Annotated in this window: 17 protein-coding genes; 10 read left to right on the top strand and 7 right to left on the bottom strand. The window is 71.4% G+C overall.

The genetic code is table 11. The features are described from left to right. Nucleotides 1-20: 20 nt before the first annotated feature. On the top strand, nt 21-884 hold the full coding sequence (locus ER308_RS18115) for an acyl-CoA thioester hydrolase/BAAT C-terminal domain-containing protein (protein WP_205745713.1): 864 nt from the start codon (nt 21-23) through the stop codon (nt 882-884). 44 nt (nt 885-928) lie between these two features. Here ER308_RS18115 and ER308_RS18120 read toward each other — a convergent pair whose 3' ends face one another. Then, nucleotides 929-1,225 (bottom strand): nucleoside triphosphate pyrophosphohydrolase family protein, encoded by a 297-nt coding sequence (locus ER308_RS18120; protein WP_131156291.1) that lies wholly within the window; start codon nt 1,223-1,225, stop codon nt 929-931. Between the two features lie 633 nt (nt 1,226-1,858). Between ER308_RS18120 and ER308_RS18125 the strand changes: the two genes are divergently transcribed. The 4 genes from ER308_RS18125 to ER308_RS18140 all read left to right on the top strand — a co-directional run bounded on the left by ER308_RS18125 (nt 1,859) and on the right by ER308_RS18140 (nt 5,877). Next, the gene (locus tag ER308_RS18125; RefSeq protein WP_131156292.1) at nt 1,859-2,494 is read left to right on the top strand and encodes a hypothetical protein; all 636 of its coding nucleotides are present in this window, start codon (nt 1,859-1,861) and stop codon (nt 2,492-2,494) included. 195 nt (nt 2,495-2,689) lie between these two features. Then, nucleotides 2,690-3,127 carry a universal stress protein gene (locus ER308_RS18130; protein WP_131156293.1) on the top strand — a complete coding sequence of 146 codons (438 nt, stop codon included), beginning with the start codon at nt 2,690-2,692 and terminating at the stop codon, nt 3,125-3,127. Nucleotides 3,128-3,264: 137 nt separating this feature from the next. After that, entirely contained in the window at nt 3,265-4,746 is a 1,482-nt protein-coding gene (locus ER308_RS18135; protein WP_205745714.1) for a potassium/proton antiporter, read from the top strand. Nucleotides 4,747-4,947: 201 nt separating this feature from the next. Next, nucleotides 4,948-5,877 (top strand): hypothetical protein, encoded by a 930-nt coding sequence (locus tag ER308_RS18140; protein ID WP_131156294.1) that lies wholly within the window; start codon nt 4,948-4,950, stop codon nt 5,875-5,877. Nucleotides 5,878-5,889: 12 nt separating this feature from the next. Here the strand turns inward: ER308_RS18140 and ER308_RS18145 are convergent, their stop codons facing one another. Next, complete coding sequence (locus tag ER308_RS18145) at nt 5,890-6,810, bottom strand: bile acid:sodium symporter family protein (protein WP_131156295.1); 921 nt, start codon at nt 6,808-6,810, stop codon at nt 5,890-5,892. Between the two features lie 146 nt (nt 6,811-6,956). Between ER308_RS18145 and ER308_RS18150 the strand changes: the two genes are divergently transcribed. After that, a complete protein-coding gene (locus tag ER308_RS18150) occupies nt 6,957-8,270 on the top strand; it encodes a PP2C family protein-serine/threonine phosphatase (protein WP_205745715.1) in 1,314 nt (437 codons plus the stop codon). On the opposite strand, the gene ER308_RS18155 is transcribed toward ER308_RS18150, so the two are convergent. Next, entirely contained in the window at nt 8,252-9,475 is a 1,224-nt protein-coding gene (locus tag ER308_RS18155) for a hypothetical protein (RefSeq protein ID WP_131156296.1), read from the bottom strand. The genes ER308_RS18150 and ER308_RS18155 overlap by 19 nt on opposite strands. A gap of 128 nt (nt 9,476-9,603) precedes the next feature. Then, nucleotides 9,604-11,358 (bottom strand): L-aspartate oxidase, encoded by a 1,755-nt coding sequence (locus ER308_RS18160; RefSeq protein WP_131156297.1) that lies wholly within the window; start codon nt 11,356-11,358, stop codon nt 9,604-9,606. A 272-nt stretch (nt 11,359-11,630) separates the two neighbouring features. Between ER308_RS18160 and ER308_RS18165 the strand changes: the two genes are divergently transcribed. The 3 genes from ER308_RS18165 (at nt 11,631) to ER308_RS21825 (ending at nt 13,859) form a co-directional block, all read left to right on the top strand. Next, nucleotides 11,631-12,746, top strand: a complete 1,116-nt coding sequence (locus ER308_RS18165) for an AI-2E family transporter (protein WP_165492230.1) — start codon at nt 11,631-11,633, stop codon at nt 12,744-12,746. A gap of 94 nt (nt 12,747-12,840) precedes the next feature. After that, on the top strand, nt 12,841-13,032 hold the full coding sequence (locus ER308_RS18170) for a CsbD family protein (protein ID WP_131156299.1): 192 nt from the start codon (nt 12,841-12,843) through the stop codon (nt 13,030-13,032). A gap of 77 nt (nt 13,033-13,109) precedes the next feature. Next, nucleotides 13,110-13,859, top strand: a complete 750-nt coding sequence (locus ER308_RS21825) for a hypothetical protein (protein WP_165492231.1) — start codon at nt 13,110-13,112, stop codon at nt 13,857-13,859. An 86-nt stretch (nt 13,860-13,945) separates the two neighbouring features. On the opposite strand, the gene ER308_RS18180 is transcribed toward ER308_RS21825, so the two are convergent. Further along, nucleotides 13,946-14,137, bottom strand: a complete 192-nt coding sequence (locus ER308_RS18180; protein WP_131156300.1) for a hypothetical protein — start codon at nt 14,135-14,137, stop codon at nt 13,946-13,948. A gap of 321 nt (nt 14,138-14,458) precedes the next feature. Beyond that, a complete protein-coding gene (locus ER308_RS18185) occupies nt 14,459-15,298 on the bottom strand; it encodes an endonuclease/exonuclease/phosphatase family protein (RefSeq protein ID WP_205745716.1) in 840 nt (279 codons plus the stop codon). A 42-nt stretch (nt 15,299-15,340) separates the two neighbouring features. Between ER308_RS18185 and ER308_RS18190 the strand changes: the two genes are divergently transcribed. Next, nucleotides 15,341-16,978, top strand: a complete 1,638-nt coding sequence (locus ER308_RS18190; protein WP_131156302.1) for an FAD-dependent monooxygenase — start codon at nt 15,341-15,343, stop codon at nt 16,976-16,978. On the opposite strand, the gene ER308_RS18195 is transcribed toward ER308_RS18190, so the two are convergent. Beyond that, nucleotides 16,954-18,084 carry a hypothetical protein gene (locus tag ER308_RS18195; protein WP_131156303.1) on the bottom strand — a complete coding sequence of 377 codons (1,131 nt, stop codon included), beginning with the start codon at nt 18,082-18,084 and terminating at the stop codon, nt 16,954-16,956. The two genes, ER308_RS18190 and ER308_RS18195, sit on opposite strands and share 25 nt — an antisense overlap. Between the last annotated feature and the right edge of the window lie 76 nt (nt 18,085-18,160).

An 18,160-nucleotide genomic window follows, 5' to 3' on the forward strand; every position in this document is an offset into this window, starting at 1 on the left:
ATCCGCAGTCGGTGGTGGTAATGGTCGCGAATTGGGAGATCGCCGGGGAGCGTCGCGTCACCGGCGCCGTGCGCGGGGTCATGGTCCATCCGGTGCGCGAGCGCGCCAGCGGGACGGGTGTGGTGGTTATGGCTGGCTCCAGCGGCCGGGTGGACGTCGAGCGGGCGCGTCTGTTCGCCCACCACGGAGCCGTTTCGCTGGCGGTCGGCTACTTCGGTGGTCCGGGTGAGCCGCCCGGCCTTTGTGAGGTGCCCCTTGAGCTGTTCACTGCCGCGGTGACGGGGGTCGTCTCGTGCGTGTCCGGTGCCGTCGGCATGGTCGGGGTCTCCAAGGGCGCCGAAGCCGCCCTGGTCACCGCTTGTTTGGACTCTCGCGTCGACATGGTCACGGCGTTCGCACCCAGCTCGATGGTGTGGGCGAACCTGGGAGCCGGACGCGATGGTCGTTCATCGCCGCAGCGCTCGTCTTGGACCTGGCGCGACACACCGCTGCCGTTCGTTCCCATCCTCACCGACCGGGCGCCCACGGTCGGGGGCTTGCCCGCGTACCGCAGCGTGTACGAAGCCAGCCTCGCTGCCTTCCCGCAGGCCGCCAAGCGGGCTGCCATCGCCGTCGAGGAGGTCGACGCGGCGCTGCTCCTGGTCGCCGGCGGTGAGGATGCGGTCTGGCCGTCGGCGCGGTTCGCCGACGAGCTCGAGCGACGAGGAAGCCACCGCGTCACCAAGCTGATGCACACCGACGCCGGTCACCGCATCCCTCTCCCCGGTGAACCGCTGCCTGCCGGGGGACAGGCCATGGCCCGCGGCGGCAACCCGACGGCCGATGCCGAGCTCGGTGAGGTCGCCTGGCAGCACATCGTCACCTCTCTGCAGCTCACCCCATGACCGCTCCGCCAGAACAGCCAACGCTTCGAACCCTCTGCGCCGTGTTAGCCCGGGTCCGAGTTCGTGCTGCTCGGCGTCGCTGCTCGGCGCACACGTTCTTCGTATCGAGCGACTGCTGCATCGAGCTCTGCCCCCGGATCGACGTCGAGCTCCACCGCCAGCGCCACCACGCTGAAGACCAGGTCCCCCACCTCGGCGCGCAGCTCGGGTGAGGCGGCCGCGGGGGGCTTGTGTCGCCCGTAGCCCGTCGAGATCAGCAGCTCTTTGGCGACCTCACCGGTCTCGCTGCTCAGGTCCGCAACCCGAGCCAACGGCTGACATCGCAGGTCGTGACTGTCCACCCTTCGCGTGCGACCTAGCGGGCGGCTCAGGCGGTGGCCGCGGGCCGTCGATCAGTTCCGCCTCGAGAGCAGTTCACGAGCGCACAAAGTGTCACTGTGGCAATCCACAGCTGATGTGGATCGCCACAGTGACACCCAGGGCTCTTGCCACAAGGTGTCGCCGCAGATGTCACTGCGATTGCCACAGGGACACTTCGTGACCTTGTGAAGGCGGACGACGGGCGGGGCCTCCGAGTGAGGCCCCGCCCTTTGCGTGCCGGGGGGATTTACGGGCCTTCGCCCTCACGCTCCGGGCAGCGGGACCTGACGGGAACGCCTACCGTGTTACCGGCATGTCGCTGTGGGAGAGGCGGATGCGGGGCGGTAGCCGTGAGCGGTGAGCACCTCAGTTGGATCGAGGTCGCGCGTCACGTCCGTGACCGTCGGGTCCGGCGGGCGCTGTCTCGCGAGCTCCACATGCGAGCGCCGTGGCCGTTCAAGTTCGTGAGGGCGCTGGTCGAGCAGCGGCGCCTCCGCCCTGGGGGGGCGGCAGGTCTTCCCGGGGTTGCGGGCTTCGCGGGCGGGCTCGTGGCCGCGGGGACTGTACGAGCGGGTGGCTCGTCGGCCCGGTCAGCGGTGCCTCAGGGGTTCGCGGTGGGACTGGTCGGTGCGATCGCCGTAGGCGTGGCGAGCTGGCTGGAACCCCGCGACCGACTGCGTCATCTCTCCGATCTCGTCGCTGATGCGCGTACGGGCTTGGTCTCGAGCGCCACGCTCGACCGCGACGGGCGGCGGGGTCTCCGGGTCGTGCCGTTCCCCCTCGTCGGGCCGGCGGCGTGGGTGGGGCCACCCTGGTACGGGGGCGTGACGACGTATCCAGGTCGGGCGGTCACGCTCGTTCGCCGCGATCCCGGCCCGCCCTCGCGTGAGCTGCGAGTAAGCGTGTCCGCCTTGTCGGGCGACACGAACGTCGCGCGCGTGCTGCGTGCCCGACCGCGGGAGCCGCTGCGCGACGTCGAGGTTCCGGTCGACGGCCGCCTGATCCGATTCACCGTCTACCCGCCGCCGGTGCCTCCGCCCGAGTCGGTCGAGCGTGAGGACGTGAAGCCGCCGCGGGAAGATGCCTGGCAGGCGCTAGGGACCGTCGACGAGCTCGAGGTGGGCCTGGAGGGCCTCGGGCTCGAGCCCGAGGAGGCCGCGTTGAGCGTGGGCGTCGACCCCCAGCCCTACGAGCGGGCCGCTCGCGACCTCGCCGACTGGCTCCGGGAACGGCGGGGCGGGCGCTGGTGAGACGATGCGGCCGGCGACCCGGTCGCCGGCGGCGTCGCACCATGCCTGGTCTGGGTGGAGGCCGTGCGGACCGGGTTTGCGTGACCATGATCGGGCGTGGACATTTCCCGTTGCGTGGTTCGCGAGGTTTCGCGGCGGCAATAGGGTCAGGAGGGCCGCCATGGCGCTGCGTATGGTCTCGAGGGAGGCGCTCGGGTGGATGAGGTCGTCGTCGGGGTGGATGGGTCGCCGGAGTCGGACCAAGCGTTGGACTGGGCGGTCGACTACGCGCGCATGACCGGTCACCGGATTCGGCTCGTTCACGTCTATCTGCCTCGGTCGGCGCAGTACCCCTTCAACCTCTTGGAAGGCGGTTCCACCGCAGGGATGGCCGCCTCCGACCGGACCACTGGCCAGGCGTTGCTCGCACACCGCAAGCAGCGTTTGGCCGACCTGGACGATGTCGACCTAATCACCGAACTGGTCGAGGGCGGAGCCGCGGACGCGCTGATTGAGCGCTCCGAGGACGCTGCCCTGCTGGTGGTGGGTGCGCGCGGAATGGGGGCAGTGGTCGGTCTGCTCATGGGATCGGTCAGCCAGCGCTGTGCCCAGCACGCCCGTTGTCCCGTCCTGGTGATGCGCGGCCGCGAGTAACGACGTTCACCATCGGCGTCGTTCGGTGAGCGTACGGTTTCGCCGGCGCCCAGCCGTCCCCCGGCTGGACACGGGACCCGCACAGTGGAACCCACGCGCCCGAGGCGTCGAGGACAACCGAGGACAAGAGAGGTGGTGTGGCGGACTTCGGGCTCGCGGTGGACCCGCTCGTGCTGGGCGCGGGCGTGCTCGTGGTGCTCGGGGTGCTCACCGCCGCGCTCGCCGAGCGGATCCGCATGCCCGCGCTGCTGTTGTTCCTGGGCCTGGGGATGCTCGTGGGCGACGACGGGCTGGGGTTGACCAGCCTCGACGACCCAGAGGTGGCCCAGACCGCCGGTGTGCTCGCTCTGCTGGTCATCCTCTTCGAAGGTGGTCTGACCACACGGGCGAGCGACCTGCGGCGCGCCGCCGCTCCCGGCTTCCTCATGGCCACGCTCGGCGTGGTGCTCACCGCCGGCACGGTCGCAGCCGGCGTGCTGCTGCTGACCGACTTGGAGGTCACCACCGCGCTGTTGCTTGGTGCGGTCGTGTCCTCGACCGACGCGGCGGCGGTGTTCACCGTTGTGCGCCGGTCCCCGCTACCGCGGCGGATCACCTCGCTCCTGGAAGTCGAGTCCGGCGCCAACGACCCCATGGCGGTGCTGCTCACCGTGTCGGTGCTCGAAGCATGGCGCCTCGACCCCGCCCCGGCGGACCTCGTCGTGTTCGGCCTCACCCAGCTCGGCGGGGGCGCGTTCGCGGGGCTGGTCGTTGGCGGGGTCGCGGTGCAGCTGTTGCGCCGCGCTCCACTTGGGGCTGCCACCCTCTACGCGATCTTCGCCCTGGGCGCCGCGGGCGCCGCCTACGGCCTCGCGGCCTGGTTCGGCGCCAGCGGTTTCCTCGCGGTCTATGTGTGCGGTCTGTTGGTCGGGCTCTACGTACCGCGCCACCGCCGCACCATCCGCGCCTTCCACCAGGCGCTGGCCGGCCTGGCCGAGATCGGCTTGTTCCTGCTCCTGGGTCTGTTGGTGTTCCCCTCCGAGTTGCCCGGAGTGACGCTGCCGGCCATCGGCATCACCGCGGTGCTGGTCGTGCTCGCCCGTCCGCTCGCCGTGCACGTGTGCATGGGCTGGTACCTGCTGACCAGGCGGTGGCATCCTCGCGAGCTCGCGCTGGTGTCCTGGGCCGGGCTACGCGGCGCCGTGCCGATCGTGCTCGCGACCTTTCCGCTCACGCAGGCCTATCCGCAGGGTGCGTTCATCTTCAACACGATCTTCTTCGTCGTGCTCGTGTCCACCGCCCTGCAAGGCTCCAGCATCGGCGGCTTCGCGCGCCTCCTCGGGCTACGCGAAGAAGTCACCGTCTGGGCACCCATCGCCGAGTTCCTGCCGGTCGACGACCCCGACCTCGACGTGATCGAGGTGGAGGTCGCCGACGACATGCCGATCGCCGACGCCACGATTCGCCAGCGCCCACTGCCTGACGGCTTCCGAGTCGTCGCGATCGTCCGCGAAGGTCGCACCCTCGTGCCCCGGGGCGACACCACCATGCACCCCGGCGATCGGATCGTGATCACCACCGCCACCGACCCCTCCAACAACGACCGCATCGTCTCTTGGGCCACCGGCCAACCGGCGTGAGGTCGTCAACGACGGACGGGGGAGACGGCGCGACAACACGCTCCCTGAAGTGGGGAGACAACGGACTCCCGATCGGGAACGGTGCTCTCTCGCCAGTCGCCATCTCACACGTTCCTGAGGGCACGAAGTGTCACTCGGGCCTTCCCTATGACATACTCTGTCCATAGTTCACAGCTGGCCTGGATCGTCACGGCGGGTGACATGGGCAAGAGAGCACGCGTCGAGATGCGCCGTACCGACGACGCGCTCGTCCTGCGGGATGACGACGACGAGGTGTCGTTGCCAGCGGCCGGGATCGTCGACGTGGACGTCAACGTGCCGTTGCGGGAGCCGCGACGAGACGACTCCCGTCGAACGATCACGGTGGTGCTGCAGCCCGGGACGGTCACCCGCGATCGATTGTCCCGCGGGCAACTCCGACGGTGGCTCGTGGCCGACGACGTGCTTGACGTGCCGGCGCATCGCACGAGCGGGTTCGAGCGGGAACTCGCGGTGGCGGAGCCTCCCGAGCCGCAGGAAGGCGACGGATCGGTCGAGCCCTCGCGGCGATGGTCGGTCCTCCACGGCTACCGACGACGCCAGGGCCGCCTCGCCGTGTTGCCGTCGTACGGCCTCACCGTGATGGCCTGGGTGATGGCGGGCTTCATCATGATGGTGGCGATCCATGCCCCCCTGCCGCATCCGGTGCTTCGCGTGCTGATAGCGACCCTCGCCCTCCCTGTCTTCCTCGCGCCGGTGGTGCTGCGGTGGAGCATCAGCACCCAGGGCTTCACTCGCGGATCGTGGCGGCCCAAGCGTGGCCGGATGGTGGTTCACCAACGCTGGCGGGCAGGGGAGCATCTTCGGCTCAGGGCCGGCATGCACCTCGGGTCCGAGCTGCAGTACGGCCCGGGCGGGGCGGCGGATGTGCCGATGCTGCGCACGCACCGGCTGGTGGCGGTGGTCGCCGGCGCCTACGAGGACGGTCTGGTCCCCGAGGGCGTCGAGCTCCGCGTCGACCGTCGGCTGTCGCGACGCAGTCGACGTCGCCTCGACACCGCGGGCGTTCCGTGGTTCGACCTCCGCCCGACCCGGCCCTGGCGTCGCGAGCCCGCGCACGTCGGGTCAGCGGGCCGTGCCACTTCGGCCTGAGTCTCCGGGGCATCAGGCCTGACGGGCGATCGCTGCGGCGACGGCCGGTGAGGTGAGCATCTGCACGACCGCGTAAACGACGGCGGGCAGCGCGACCTCGGGCGGCAGGCCGGACGCGAAGACGACGAACGCGGCGATGGAGAACTCCTTCTTGCTGACGGTGAAGAGCATCGCGATGCGGTCACCGCGCCGGCTGAGCAGCGGTCGAGCGGCCAGCGCGAGCAGGTAGCCGGTCGCGTTCAGCGCGAGCGCGGCGGCCGCGACGAGCAGCACCTGGATCGGCGCACCGAGGATGGCGCCCGCGTTCGGACCGATGACCGCGAGCAGCAGGGCGAGGTAGGCCAGCGACGAGCCGGCCGACAGCGCGGGTTCGAACGGCTCGATGCGGCGCGGCCATCGGCTGCGCAGGGCCACCCCGACTGCGGTGGGTGCGAGCACGGTGAGGGCGAGCTCGCCGACCAGCGCGCCGACCGGAACCTCCAGGTCGATCCCGGTGAGCAGCAGGAACAGCGCCGGTACCAGGAACGGCGCGAGCGCCGTGTTGACGGCGTTGAGCACGGTGGCCATGGCGACGTTGCCGCGCGCGATCCACACCAGCAACGGGCTGGACACGTCGGTGGGCAAGACCCCGACGAGCGTGATGCCGAGCCCGAGCGGTCCCTGACCGAACACCAGTCGGCCGAGGATGAAGCCGGTGACGCTCATCGGTCCGTACACCAGCCCGGTCGCCAGCGCCTGGACGCCGGGGCGGCGCAGAACCGCACGCAGCGCCGCGACGTCGAACGTCAGCGCCACGCAGAGCATCAGGATCGCGAGCAGCGGGGTGATCGCGCGACTCAGTGCTTGACCGACCTCGGGCACCGCCAGACCGAAGGCGGTGGTGGCCAGCACGAGCGGGAGCAGGTGCCGCTCGATCGCTCGAAGGCGTTCCATCCGCGCCTCTCAACTCGTCGGACGCGTGGTGGCGTTCCACGTGCGAGCCTTGGCCGGTGGCTCGGGCCGCGGTGAACAATCGCACGTATCCTGGTCGTTGTTCCGCACGGTCAAGGAGTGAATGTGGGCACACTCAAGGAGTGAACGTGGGCGCAACCGGTGTGTTGCCGGATGAGGAGCGGGAGCGGCTGGAGGCCGTGCGACGCTACGGGATCCTCGACACCCCGCCCGATGGGGCCTTCGACCGGATCGCGGCCCTGGCCGCGCGCTTCTTCGACGCGCCCATCGCGACGGTGTCGATCGTGGATCAGGACCGGATCTGGTTCAAGGCGACACACGGGCTCGACGTCGACGAGGTCGACCGCGCCCCCGGTCTGTGCGCCTCGGCGATCCTGCAGGCGGATCCCTACATCGTGACCGACGCCATCTCCGACCCACGCGCGCTCGAGAACCCGCTCGTTCGTGGCGAACTCGGGGTGCGGTTCTACGCCGCCGCGCCCATCCGGTCCCTCGACGGTTACAACCTGGGCACGGTCAACGTGATCGCGGGCGAACCTCGGGAGGTCACCGAGGACCAGATCGCCACGCTGCAGGATCTGGCGGCGATCGCCGTCGACGAACTGGAGCTGCGGCTCGCGGCCCGCCGAACCGTCGAGGCGGAGCGAGCCCGCCGAGTGCGGGGCGAGTACCTGCTCGACCTGTTGCAGTCCTGGCTGCTGCCGCAGCGGATGCCGGAGATCCCGGGCGTCGAGGTGGCCGCCCACTACGCACCGGCCTCCGCTGAGTTGCAGATCGGCGGGGACTTCTACGACGTCTTCAACCTGCACGACGGCCGGTTCGCCGTGACCATCGGCGATGTCTGCGGCAAGGGGCCGACCGCCGCCGCGGCGACCGGGGAGATCCGGCAGATGCTACGGGCCCTGGGCCGGGTGGAGGCTCGTCCGAGCCGGGTCTTGGCCCTCCTCAACGAGGCCCTGGTCCACGAAGGGATGGACCTGCACCACGACGAGGGCTCGATGGAGCGGTTCTGCACGGCCTGCTTCGCGTCGGTGGACACCTCCGCCGCTCCCCTCACGATCTCCGTCGCGAACGGGGGGCATCCGCTCGCGCTGCTCCGGCGCGAGAAAGGAGGAGTCGAGGCCCGTGGTGAGGCCGGCGACCTCGTCGGTGCGTTCGCGGAGTTCGAGGCCGGCGAGCACGGCCTGCACCTCGAGGTCGGGGACATGGTGTTGTTCTACACCGACGGCGCCGTGGAACAGCGAGGCCAGTCGATCGAGGTGGGGGAGCAGACCCTGCGGAAGGCGCTGGAGTCCGCACCCAGCACGAGTGCCGAGGAAGCCCTCGAGCACGTTCGCCGCACGGTCCACGAGGCGCACGAGACGCTCGACGACGACGTCGCGCTCGTCCTGTTGCGCGTTCTGCCTTCGAGCGACGGGGGCGGCTACCCGTCGAACGGGTAAGCGTCCGCCACTCCGTCGGGCACGTCTCCGACGAGCTCACCCGGTAGCGCCTCGGGGTCGGGCAGCCGATCCCGGTCGACCGCGAGCACCATCCGGTACGGGTTGTAATCGTCGGTGCAGGCGCCGGCGCCGAAGCTGTCGCGCGTCACCTCGAGGTCCCCGTCTCCGTCCGTGGCGACATCGGCGAGCCATCCCGGGCACGAGCCCGACTCTCCCGAGCTCCACACGAGCAGCGCCTCGTCGTCGAAGTCGACGGCGTCGAGGTCGTCGTAGCGGCCGGGCTCGCCCTCGTCGGGCGCCCCCGCCTCGAGATCGTCGGGGACGTTGTTGGCCCAGGCCGTCTCGGCGGTCTCGCGGTCCCAGGCGACCTCGAGGAGCGCGAAGGGATCGGCGTGCGGGTCGAGCCCGTCGCGCCATCCCTCGACCTTCGCGAGCGGCCGCACCGGGCCGTCCGGGGCGGGTCCCTCGGGCGGGTCCAGGACGTTGACGCAGATCCGGTCCGCGCCGAACTCCCGTGACAGGTCGGCCACCGTTTCCTCGTCGCCGTCGAGGATGTCGACCGAGACGCGGTTCTCTCGCTCGCCCGAGCCCGTGCCGACGATGGCGCCCGGTGCCTGGTCCGCGCCGGCCTCGTGCTGCTCCTGCATCCGCTCGGTGATCTGGCCCTGGATGGCACGCAGCTCCTGGTGGGTGTGGTCGGCCTCCACGACCCGGATGTCCTCACCGAAGCGCTCGGCGACCTCCTCCTCGTACGCGTCGAGGTCCTCGGTGAAGGCGACGTAAAGGGCCGCACCCTCGGCCTGCTCCACCCAGACGCCGGCGAAGGCGTCGGGAGCCTCCCGTTCGGCCCATCCCCGGAGTTCGCTCGGCGTGTCGCCGTGGTCGCCTCGCGTCGTGAGCTCCTCGCGCTCCTCGCTGGTGTGCGGGAACCCGAAGGCCCAGTCGTCCTCATCGGTCGTCTCGAGAACCTCGCGGACGGTCTCCTCGTCGCTGTCGAGCGCGTACCCCGCGCGGGCCTGCTGTGCGTCGGCGACCTCGTCGTCGTCGGCCAGCGGACCATCCACATCGGCTTCGTCAGCCGCGCGGAGCTCCGCGCAGCTGGGGGCGACGTCCGGCTCGTCGCCGGTGCCGATCTGGAGTGGCCCGGGCTCCGCGCAGGCGGCCAGCGGCAGGACGAGCAGCAGGGTGACGATGAACGGGCGCATCGGCGTCCTCCCGGAACGGTGGGTGCTCATGGTCTTCGACGTCCGTTCGTGCGGCACCGTTCCATGAGGGTCGTGCCCGATCGGTGCGACCGAGGTCGGCCGGGGGCGAGGGTCGGCCGTATGGCCCGCTACTCGAGGAGCCGCTCGCCGCCGGCCTCGAGCTCGGCGGCCTGCTGCGCCAGCTCGCGCAGGTGCTCGGGCACCGACGGGACGGTGGCACGTCCGGTGACGAGCGACCCGTCCTCGTCGAGCCGAGCGGTGATCCGCACACCGAGGTTCGGATCGAGGTCGGGATGGTCGCTGCGTGTGTGCGCGCCACGGCTCTCCCGGCGTTCCCGTGCGCCGAGAAGCGTTGCCTCGGCGGCCAGCAGGCTGCCGTCGAGGTCGAGCGCGTGGGCGAGATCGGTCCACCCCTCGGAGCTCGGTCGCACGTCGATGCCGGTGGCGGCCTCGCGGATCCCGCCGAGGGTGGCGAGGCCCTCGTCGATCGTCTCCTCGTCCCGGACCACCCCGGCGGTGCGCCACAACTCGTCGCGGACCGCCCGCTGTAGCGGTCGCGCGAACTCCCGGCCCTCGTGGACGAAGCTGTCGAGCCGGGCGTGCGCGGCGGCGATGCGGTGGCGGCTCCGCAGTTGCACGTCCTGGTCGAGGCTGAACGCCGACGCCGCCTCACCCGCGCGCCGACCGAACACGACCGTCTCGGCGAGCGAGTTCCCGCCGAGCCGGTTCGCGCCGTGCAGGCCGGCGGTCGCCTCGCCCGCGGCGTACAAGCCTCGTACCTCGGTCGCTCCGGTGGCCGGCTCCACGACGACGCCGCCCATCGAGTAGTGGGCCGTGGGTGCGACCTCCATGGTCTCGCTCGCGATGTCGATCAGCTGCGAGTCCAGGAACTGTCGGTACATGCGCGGCAGCTTCTCGAGCAGTTGGTCACGGTCGAGGTGGGTGACGTCGAGGAACACCCCGCCGTGGGGGCCGCCGCGCCCGGCCCGCAGCTCGCTGTAGTTCGCGAGGGCCACGCGGTCGCGGCTCGACAGCTCGAGGCGTTCGGCGTCGTAGCGCTCCATGAAGCGTTCGCCCTCGGCGTTGCGCAGCACCCCGCCCTCGCCGCGCACCGCCTCGGTGACGAGCACGCCGGCCCAGTCCTCCGGGTGGACCATGCCGGTCGGGTGGAACTGCACGAGCTCCATGTCGGCGAGCGTCGCTCCCGCCCGCAGCGCGAGCGCCATCGCGTCACCGGTGTTCTCGTCCCGCCGGGACGAGCTCTGCCGCCACAGGCGTGTGTGTCCACCGGCGGCGAGCACCACGGCGTCGGCGAGCACCACGGTCCGGTCGCCGGTGTGCTGGTCGAAGGCCAGCGCGCCGAAGCAGCGCCCCTCGTCGACGAGCAGGTCGCTGACGTAGCAGTCCTCGATCACGTCGATCCCGAGCTCGGTGACCCGATCGGCCAGGGTGTCGAGGATCGCGCGCCCGGTGTAGTCCCCCGCGTAGCAGGTCCGCCGGTAGGTGTGCGCGCCGAAGTAGCGCTGGTCGATCGCGCCCTCGTCCGTGCGCGCGAAGTCGCAGCCCCACTCGTCGAGCTCGGCGATGGCCGCCGGGGCGTCCCGCGCGAGCAGCTCCGCGAACGTGGGATCGGGGAGGAAGTAGCCCTCCGCCAGGGTGTCGGCGGCGTGCTGCTGCCACGAATCGTCGGGATCTCGCGTCCCGAGGACGGCGTTGATCCCCCCGGCGGCGAGCACGGTGTGCGCGTCCTTGCGTGGGCGCTTGCCGACGACGGTCACCTCCACACCGGCGTCATGGCCCGCGATCGCGGCTCGGAGGCCGGCTGCGCCGGTACCGATGACGAGCAGGTTGGTGACGCTGGTCCGAGTGGTCGCTCGCGTCATGGGTGCGGCTCCTCCCCCCTGACGGGCACGGCATCCGGCGCAGTGTGCCCCAGCCGCTCGCGCAGAACCCACGGGCTCGGCCCGATCCGCTCGTGAGCGCGGAGAGACTTCGACGCCGGACGCCACCGAGGAGGTTGCGCCTCGGCTGAGGGGGTATCGGGGTCGCCTCGCGTTCGTCCCGGGGGTGCTCGGGGTTCGCGGGGATGCGTAGTCGCACCCGGCGCGGCACAGGCGCGCCGATCTTCGTCCGAACCGCAGGGGGTCTTCACGGCATGGCTGCATCCGACGCACCGGCCGCTCGCGACGAGGGCGGCGATTCCGTGGCGCACAGGTTCTGGCGGGCCGGTCGGACGGCGTGGGCGTTCCTCGGCCTGCTCGCAGCGGTCGCGGTGTTGGGCTACCTCGTGTCGCTGATCGATCTGGTCGTGGTGCCACTGGTGCTGGCGTTGTTCCCCGCCACGCTGCTGAGCCCGCTGGCCACTTGGCTGAAGCGGCGCGGGGTGCCGTCCGCCGTGGCCTCGCTCGGCACGATCGTGGCCGGCATCCTGCTGCTCGCCGGGATCATCGGCGGGCTCGTCCCGGTGGTGGCCAACCAGGCCCCCGACCTGTTGGAGGCTGCGGGCGAGGGTATCGGCGATCTCCAGGAGGCCTTGGCCGAGCGCGGTGTCCAGATCGGCGGGCTCGACGAACTGCTGGAGCGAGCCCAGGAGGCCGCACCGGAAGCTGGGGAGCTCGCCGCTGAGGCGATGGACGCGGCGATGGTGGCCTTCGAAACGTTCGCCGGAGTCCTGTTGCTGTTCGTGGTGATGTTCTTCTACCTCAAGGACGGGCGGCGCTTGTCCGATGGCGTGCTCTCGCTGCTGCCCGAGCACGCCCGACCCCATGCCCGCACTCTCGCGGACCGCTCGTGGCAAACCCTCGGCGCGTACTTTCGCGGCCAGCTGCTCGTGGCGCTCGTCGATGCGCTCGTCATCGGCATCGGATTGCTCATCTTGGGGATTCCACTCGCCGTCCCCCTTGCCGTGCTGATCTTCTTCGGCGGTCTGTTCCCCGTCGTCGGAGCGGTGGTGACCGGGGCGCTCGCCATGCTCGTCGCGCTCGCCGATCAAGGCCTCGTGGTCGGGCTGATCGTCCTGGGTCTCGTGCTCGTCGTGCAGCAACTCGAGAGCAACGTCCTCGAGCCGTTCATCCTCGGCAGGGCGATCCGTTTGCACCCCTTGATGGTCCTGCTGTCCATCACCGCCGGTGCTCTTCTGCTCGGCATCCTCGGCGCGTTCCTGGCCGTTCCGGTCGCGGCGATCGTCGCCGAGGTGGTCGAGTATCTCCGTGAGCGAGCTGGTACGGAGGCCAGTGGGAGGTCCGCGCACCTCAAGGGTCGAGCCGTCTAACGACGAGAACGCCCCGCCGGGCACGTCCCGCCGGGCACGTTTCTTGCGCCCGGAAGCGGGCACCGTGGGCTCCCCCGAGGGAAAGGGATCGATGATGGCAGACGAGAAGGGTCGCACGGACAAGGTGAAGGGCAAGGCCAAGGAGGCCGCTGGCGAGGTGACCGACGACGAGGAACTGCGTCGCGAAGGCAAGACCGACCAGGCCGCGGGCACCGCCAAGGAGAAGGTCGACAAGGCCGCGGACAAGGTCAAGGAGACCTTCAAGGGCGACGAGAACGACGAGTAACCGCTCGCGCATCGCCACCGGGCGGCCGTGGCTGCTGCGGCAGGTGGTTTCGCGGACGACTTCCCTGGAGGGCCGACATGGCCGAGGTGTTCGAGACCGGTGACATCGCGTTCCTGTACCGGCCGAGGGTCGATGAGGACGATCCCGACAGCCTCCGCGACGTCCAACAGGTCGCCGTCGTTCTCCGACCTCGCGGTGGTGGCTGGCGTCAGATCATCCTCGGGGAGAAGCAGCTGCCCGATCCTGAGGCCTCCGGGTCGCACCGCACCTGGGCGTTCGTCGACTCGGTCGGCTCCAGCCGCGACCAACTGCGGCGGATGCTCTCGTCCGAGACGTACGAGACCGAGACGCAGGGCGAGCGCACCCGCCCCGCGTATCGCCCGGCCGGTGAGGGCGTGTACGCGATCGCCCGATACCGCGACGAGGTGCGACTGCTGTACGACCTTGAGCTGCCCGCCCAGCGCGGTGCGGTCCAGAAGGCGCTCAACATCACTCAACAAGCCCGACTGGTGTTCCAGGTGCGCCATCCCGACGCGGATGCGCCGCAGGGCCAGGGCCTCGAGCCCGAGGATCGCGCCGACTATCCCGCGCACCTGCGCGAGCGGTTCGGGGATCGCCAGTGGATCGGCGTGGAACCGCCCGAGTTCCTGGACCACCCGGGGGCCGAGGTCGCGCTCGTCGGCGCCAAGGCGAGCGTGCCCGGCGAGCTCGAGGAGGCCGTGGAGCCCGAGGACGAGGACGCCGAATCCGCCGATGTCTTCTCCACGCTCAAGCTCTCGCGTGACGAGCACCCCGCGGACCCGCTGTTCGGCAGGGCGTGGGAGTGACCCACGTGGCTACGACCGAGCGCTGATGGACCTCGTCGGGGCCGTCGAGGGCTGAGGGATTTACGGCCGGCGGCTCCTGCGGTGGCTCACCGTTGGGCCGCGGCGCGGGCGGGCTCGTCCGATTGCCCGGCCTCCTTGGCCACGTGGTGGCCGTTCGAGTGGGCCAAGCGTCGCGGCAGCGCGTTGCACGTCGGGCAGGCCAGACGCGGGTCCACGGTCTGGACGCTCCCACAACGGAACCATTGCGCACAAGTCTCGCAGAAACCCATGAACTCCATGTGGATGCCTTTGCTCCCCGGCCCGGGCCGGCCGCTCGATGAAGGCGGTGCCGCGACCTCGGCACGCAGCCCGAACCCTCGACACGGCGCGCCCGACGAGCACTCGCGAGGACTGCGGCCGACCGCGGAGTCTGGAGACGACCCTGGGGAGCCTGCCCGGCTCGGCGCGGGATGAATCCCGGCGCCGGCCGGTGAGGCCGGCCGGGTGCCGGCGTGGACCCGTCCCGTGCAGGGACGTCGGGCGGGCACGGGTCCGTGCACGGGGCTCGGGCGGCCGTCCCGGGACGGCCGCCCGACTGGGTGCGCCAGGTGCCGAATCGGCTACCGCGCGCCGCGCGTGGGTACCCGCACGTCGACCGAGACGAGGTGGTGGTCCGACGACGCGGCGATCTCGGCGTACTCGTGATCGCTGGTGGGCCAGAACACGTTGGAGTCCCGGATCTGCAGGTTGTTGCTGGGCAGCGCGTAGTCCACGCGAGCGGTCCAACCGAAGTCGGCGGTGTGGTGTTCCGGTTCCGGCGGACACCGCTCGACCGAAGGGTCATCGGCTTCGGCGTGGCGCTCCACGGCCCCTTCGCTCGACGGCGCGTCACGGTCGTTCACCTTCGGGTGGTCGAGCAGCTGGTTGATGGCGCCCTCGACCGAGTCGCCCACGCAGGGGTCGGCGTTGTAGTCGCCGAGGACCACGAACGACGCTCCCGGGTGCAGACCGCCCTGCTCGCCGTCGTCATCGTAGAGGTAGTCCCCACGGGCGGGATGCACGTAGTCGGCCCACAGGCGGATCTCGTCGTGGTTGCGCAGCACGTTTCGCTGCTCCTCGCCGTCGAAGGCCGGCGGTGTGGGGTGCGCGTTGAGGGTGTGGACCACGTGGTTGCCGACCTCGACGGGCACGTTCCAGTGCGACTTCGATGACAGCGGGAACTCCTCGAGGATCTCGTCGGAGTACCAGTCGCCCTCCTCGTCGGTCTCCGGATCGCTCGGCAGCATCGCGCCGGGCATGTCGGCCCACCGGAAGTCCTGGAACGTGCGGATCTCCTCCTCGACGATCGGGTACTTCGAGAGCACGAGCATGCCGTATTGGCCCTCGTAGAACCCGAAGCCCCAGGCGTCGTCGGGCGTGCCGGTCTCTCCGTCCCGGTTCAGGTCGAACCCGGAGTCCACACCGGCGGGACCGGCCCGGAGCCGGGCGCTACGCTCCCGGCTATGTCCGCAGCCAGCGACACCCCACGTACTCCGGTCGCCATCGTGGGCGCCGGCCCGGTCGGGTTGGCGCTCGCACTGGGGCTGGCCCGCCACGGGATCGCGAGCACCGTCGTCGAGCGCAACGACACGACGAGTCCGCACGCCAAGGCGCCGGGCATCCACGTCCGCACGCGCGAGGTGCTCGCCCGGTGGGGCGCGGCGGAGCCGCTCGTCGAGGCGGGCGTGCTGCTGCGGCACCTCACGCTGCACGCCGCCGGATCCGACCGCGCGTTGCTGACGGCGGACTTCGGTCGGCTCGACGACGAGGCCGATCGGCCCGGCCTGCTCGTGCTCGAGCAGTCCGAGGTCGAGCGCGGGCTCCTGGAACTCGTCCAGCAGAGCGGGGCGAGCGAGGTCCGATTCGGCACGGAGGCCGTGGGGCTCGACCATCAGGCCGACGGCGTGCGGCTGACGCTGCGCGACGCGTCGGGAACCTCGACGCTGGACGCGGAGTACGTCGTCGGCTGTGACGGCATCGGCAGCTTCGTGCGCGAGGCCGTCGGTCTGCCGTTCGACGGGTTCACCTACTCGCTGGGCGCGATGCTGGCCGACGTCGCCCTCGACGACGCTCGCGACGATTCCGCGTGGCCGCGGGTGCGCAACAGCGCCGGTGGACTCACCGCTGCGCTGCGGCTGCGACCCGGCCGGTGGCGGCTGATCCGCCTCCACCCGGGGGCCGTGCCGCTCGGCGACTCCGACGAGGCGCGGCACGTGCGTGACGACGAGGTCGCGGCCTGCGTCGCCGAGACCCTCGGCACCGGCCAGGTGCGGGTGGACTGGGCCAATCGGTTCCAGATCCAGCGCCGGTCCGCCCGTCGGTTCCGGGTCGGTCGCGTGCTGCTCGCGGGCGACGCCGCGCACGTCCACAGCCCCGCCGGCGGGCAGGGCATGAACGCCGGCATCCAGGACGCGGGCAACCTCGCCTGGAAACTCGCCGGTGCCTTGCGGGGCGGCGATGCCCACCGACTGCTGGACAGCTACGACGTCGAGCGTCGCGCGGTGGTCGTCGGCAGCGTCTCCCGGTACACCGACTTCGTGACGCGAGCGATGCTGCAGACCCCGGCGCCCGCCCGGGCCGCGGGGTTCGCGGCGGCGGGTGCGATGCTCGGCGTGTCCGGATCGGCGCGGCGGGCGCTGCGACGCACCGCCATGCTCGACCTTCACTATCCCGCCTCCCCGTTGCTCGACGGTGCCGAGCGCGCGGCGGGTCGCCGCCTGCCGAACCCGTGGCTGCGGAGCACCGACGGTGAACTCGTCCGCCTGCACGACCGCCTGCCGCTGGGCGCCGCCCTGATCGCCGTGGGCGACACCGGCAGCGCGCACCTCGCGCTGCTCGCCGAGCACGCCCCAGTGGACGCCGTCGTCGCGGTCGGGCCCAGCGGGTACGAGGAGTCGACGGGAGTGCTCACGAGGCTGCTCGGGGCCTCCCGCGGCTGGATCCTCGTTCGGCCGGACGGCCACGTCGCCTGGGCCCGCCGCGAACCCGACGGGCTGGTGGAGGCGGCCGCCGCCGCACTCGGGTGGTCGGATTCGGGAGCCGCGGTGGGAACGGGCCCTGGGGCGGGAGCGGGTCCTCAGGACGCGGTGGCGCGCCGATAGGCCTGTCCGCGGTCGGTGCCCGTGCGCTGCCAGCCTCCCCGGAGGCGGGGTGGGTCGGCCAGCGTGACGGTCGCCTCCCACCGGTAGGTCGTCGGCCACCGGCGGAACGTGGGGACCACGGTCGTGACCGTCCGCATCAGCAACGGCAGACGACCCGGGCGCCATCGTCGGGTGACCTCGAGGGCCAGGTCAACCTCCCGCTCGCGGCGGTGGGCCGACCACGTGCCCCCGGTGATCGGGTCGCCGTCGATCGTGACCGTCCAGTCGCCGTGACGAGCCGCGCGCTCCTCGAGGGCGGCGAGGTTGGGGAAGGCGGGGGAGAGGTCGAGGCGGGTCCGATGCTCGTCGTGCCGGACGGCGAGCGCGGCGATGCTGCGACCGTCGTCAGCGAGCTCGACCGGCCCGGGTGCAGCCGGGTCGATCACCCCCAGCGGGCCCGGGCCGCTCGCATTGACCTCGACCGCGGACAACGGCGCGGCGTACTTGATGAGCCGCCGCCCGTGGAGACGGGCCGCCGGCAGACGACCCGTCGCGGCCTCGCGGCTGCCGATGCGCACCACCGGAGGCGGCGAGGTGTCGCGCACGAGCTCGAACCCGTGGAGGTAGACCAGCAACAGCGCGTGCGGGTTCTCGATCGCCGCGCTCACGGGCGCGAGCAGGTTCGCCCCGCGTCGCCGACGCCCGTTCCGGTCATCGACGACGACCTCGATCGATCGGCCCGCCACGTCGCTGAACCGCACGTTTGCGGCGACGCCGTTCTCGGCGACGTCGAGTCCCGCACGCTCGAAGGTCGTCGCGGTCCACTCACCCATGCCCGCACCCACGGTGAAGCTGGCCGGATCGAGCGTGAGGCCGGGCTCGTGGTAGTAGTCGCAGCGGCCGTCGGCGCGGCGCGACAGGAACACGAGCATGCCCGTGCCGTGGATCGTGTCGTCGAGGTGCTGGAGCTCCAGGCCGTCGTAGACCGGGTCGTCGAGCTCGCAGTTGAGGAACCGGGCGATCGGTGCCACCGACAGGTTGAACGGGCACCACGGGCCGCGGGGTGAACGCCCGTCCGGCTCGGACGCGCCAGGGGCCTCCCGGTCGCGGATCGGCTCTGTGTTCATCACTGCTAGACCTCCCCGATGCTCCAGAGTTCCATCTCAGCCGCTGTCGGGGGGGCGCGCCGGGTCCAACGGCCCG

The organism is Egibacter rhizosphaerae (assembly GCF_004322855.1).
Classification (GTDB): Bacteria; Actinomycetota; Nitriliruptoria; order Euzebyales; family Egibacteraceae; genus Egibacter; species Egibacter rhizosphaerae.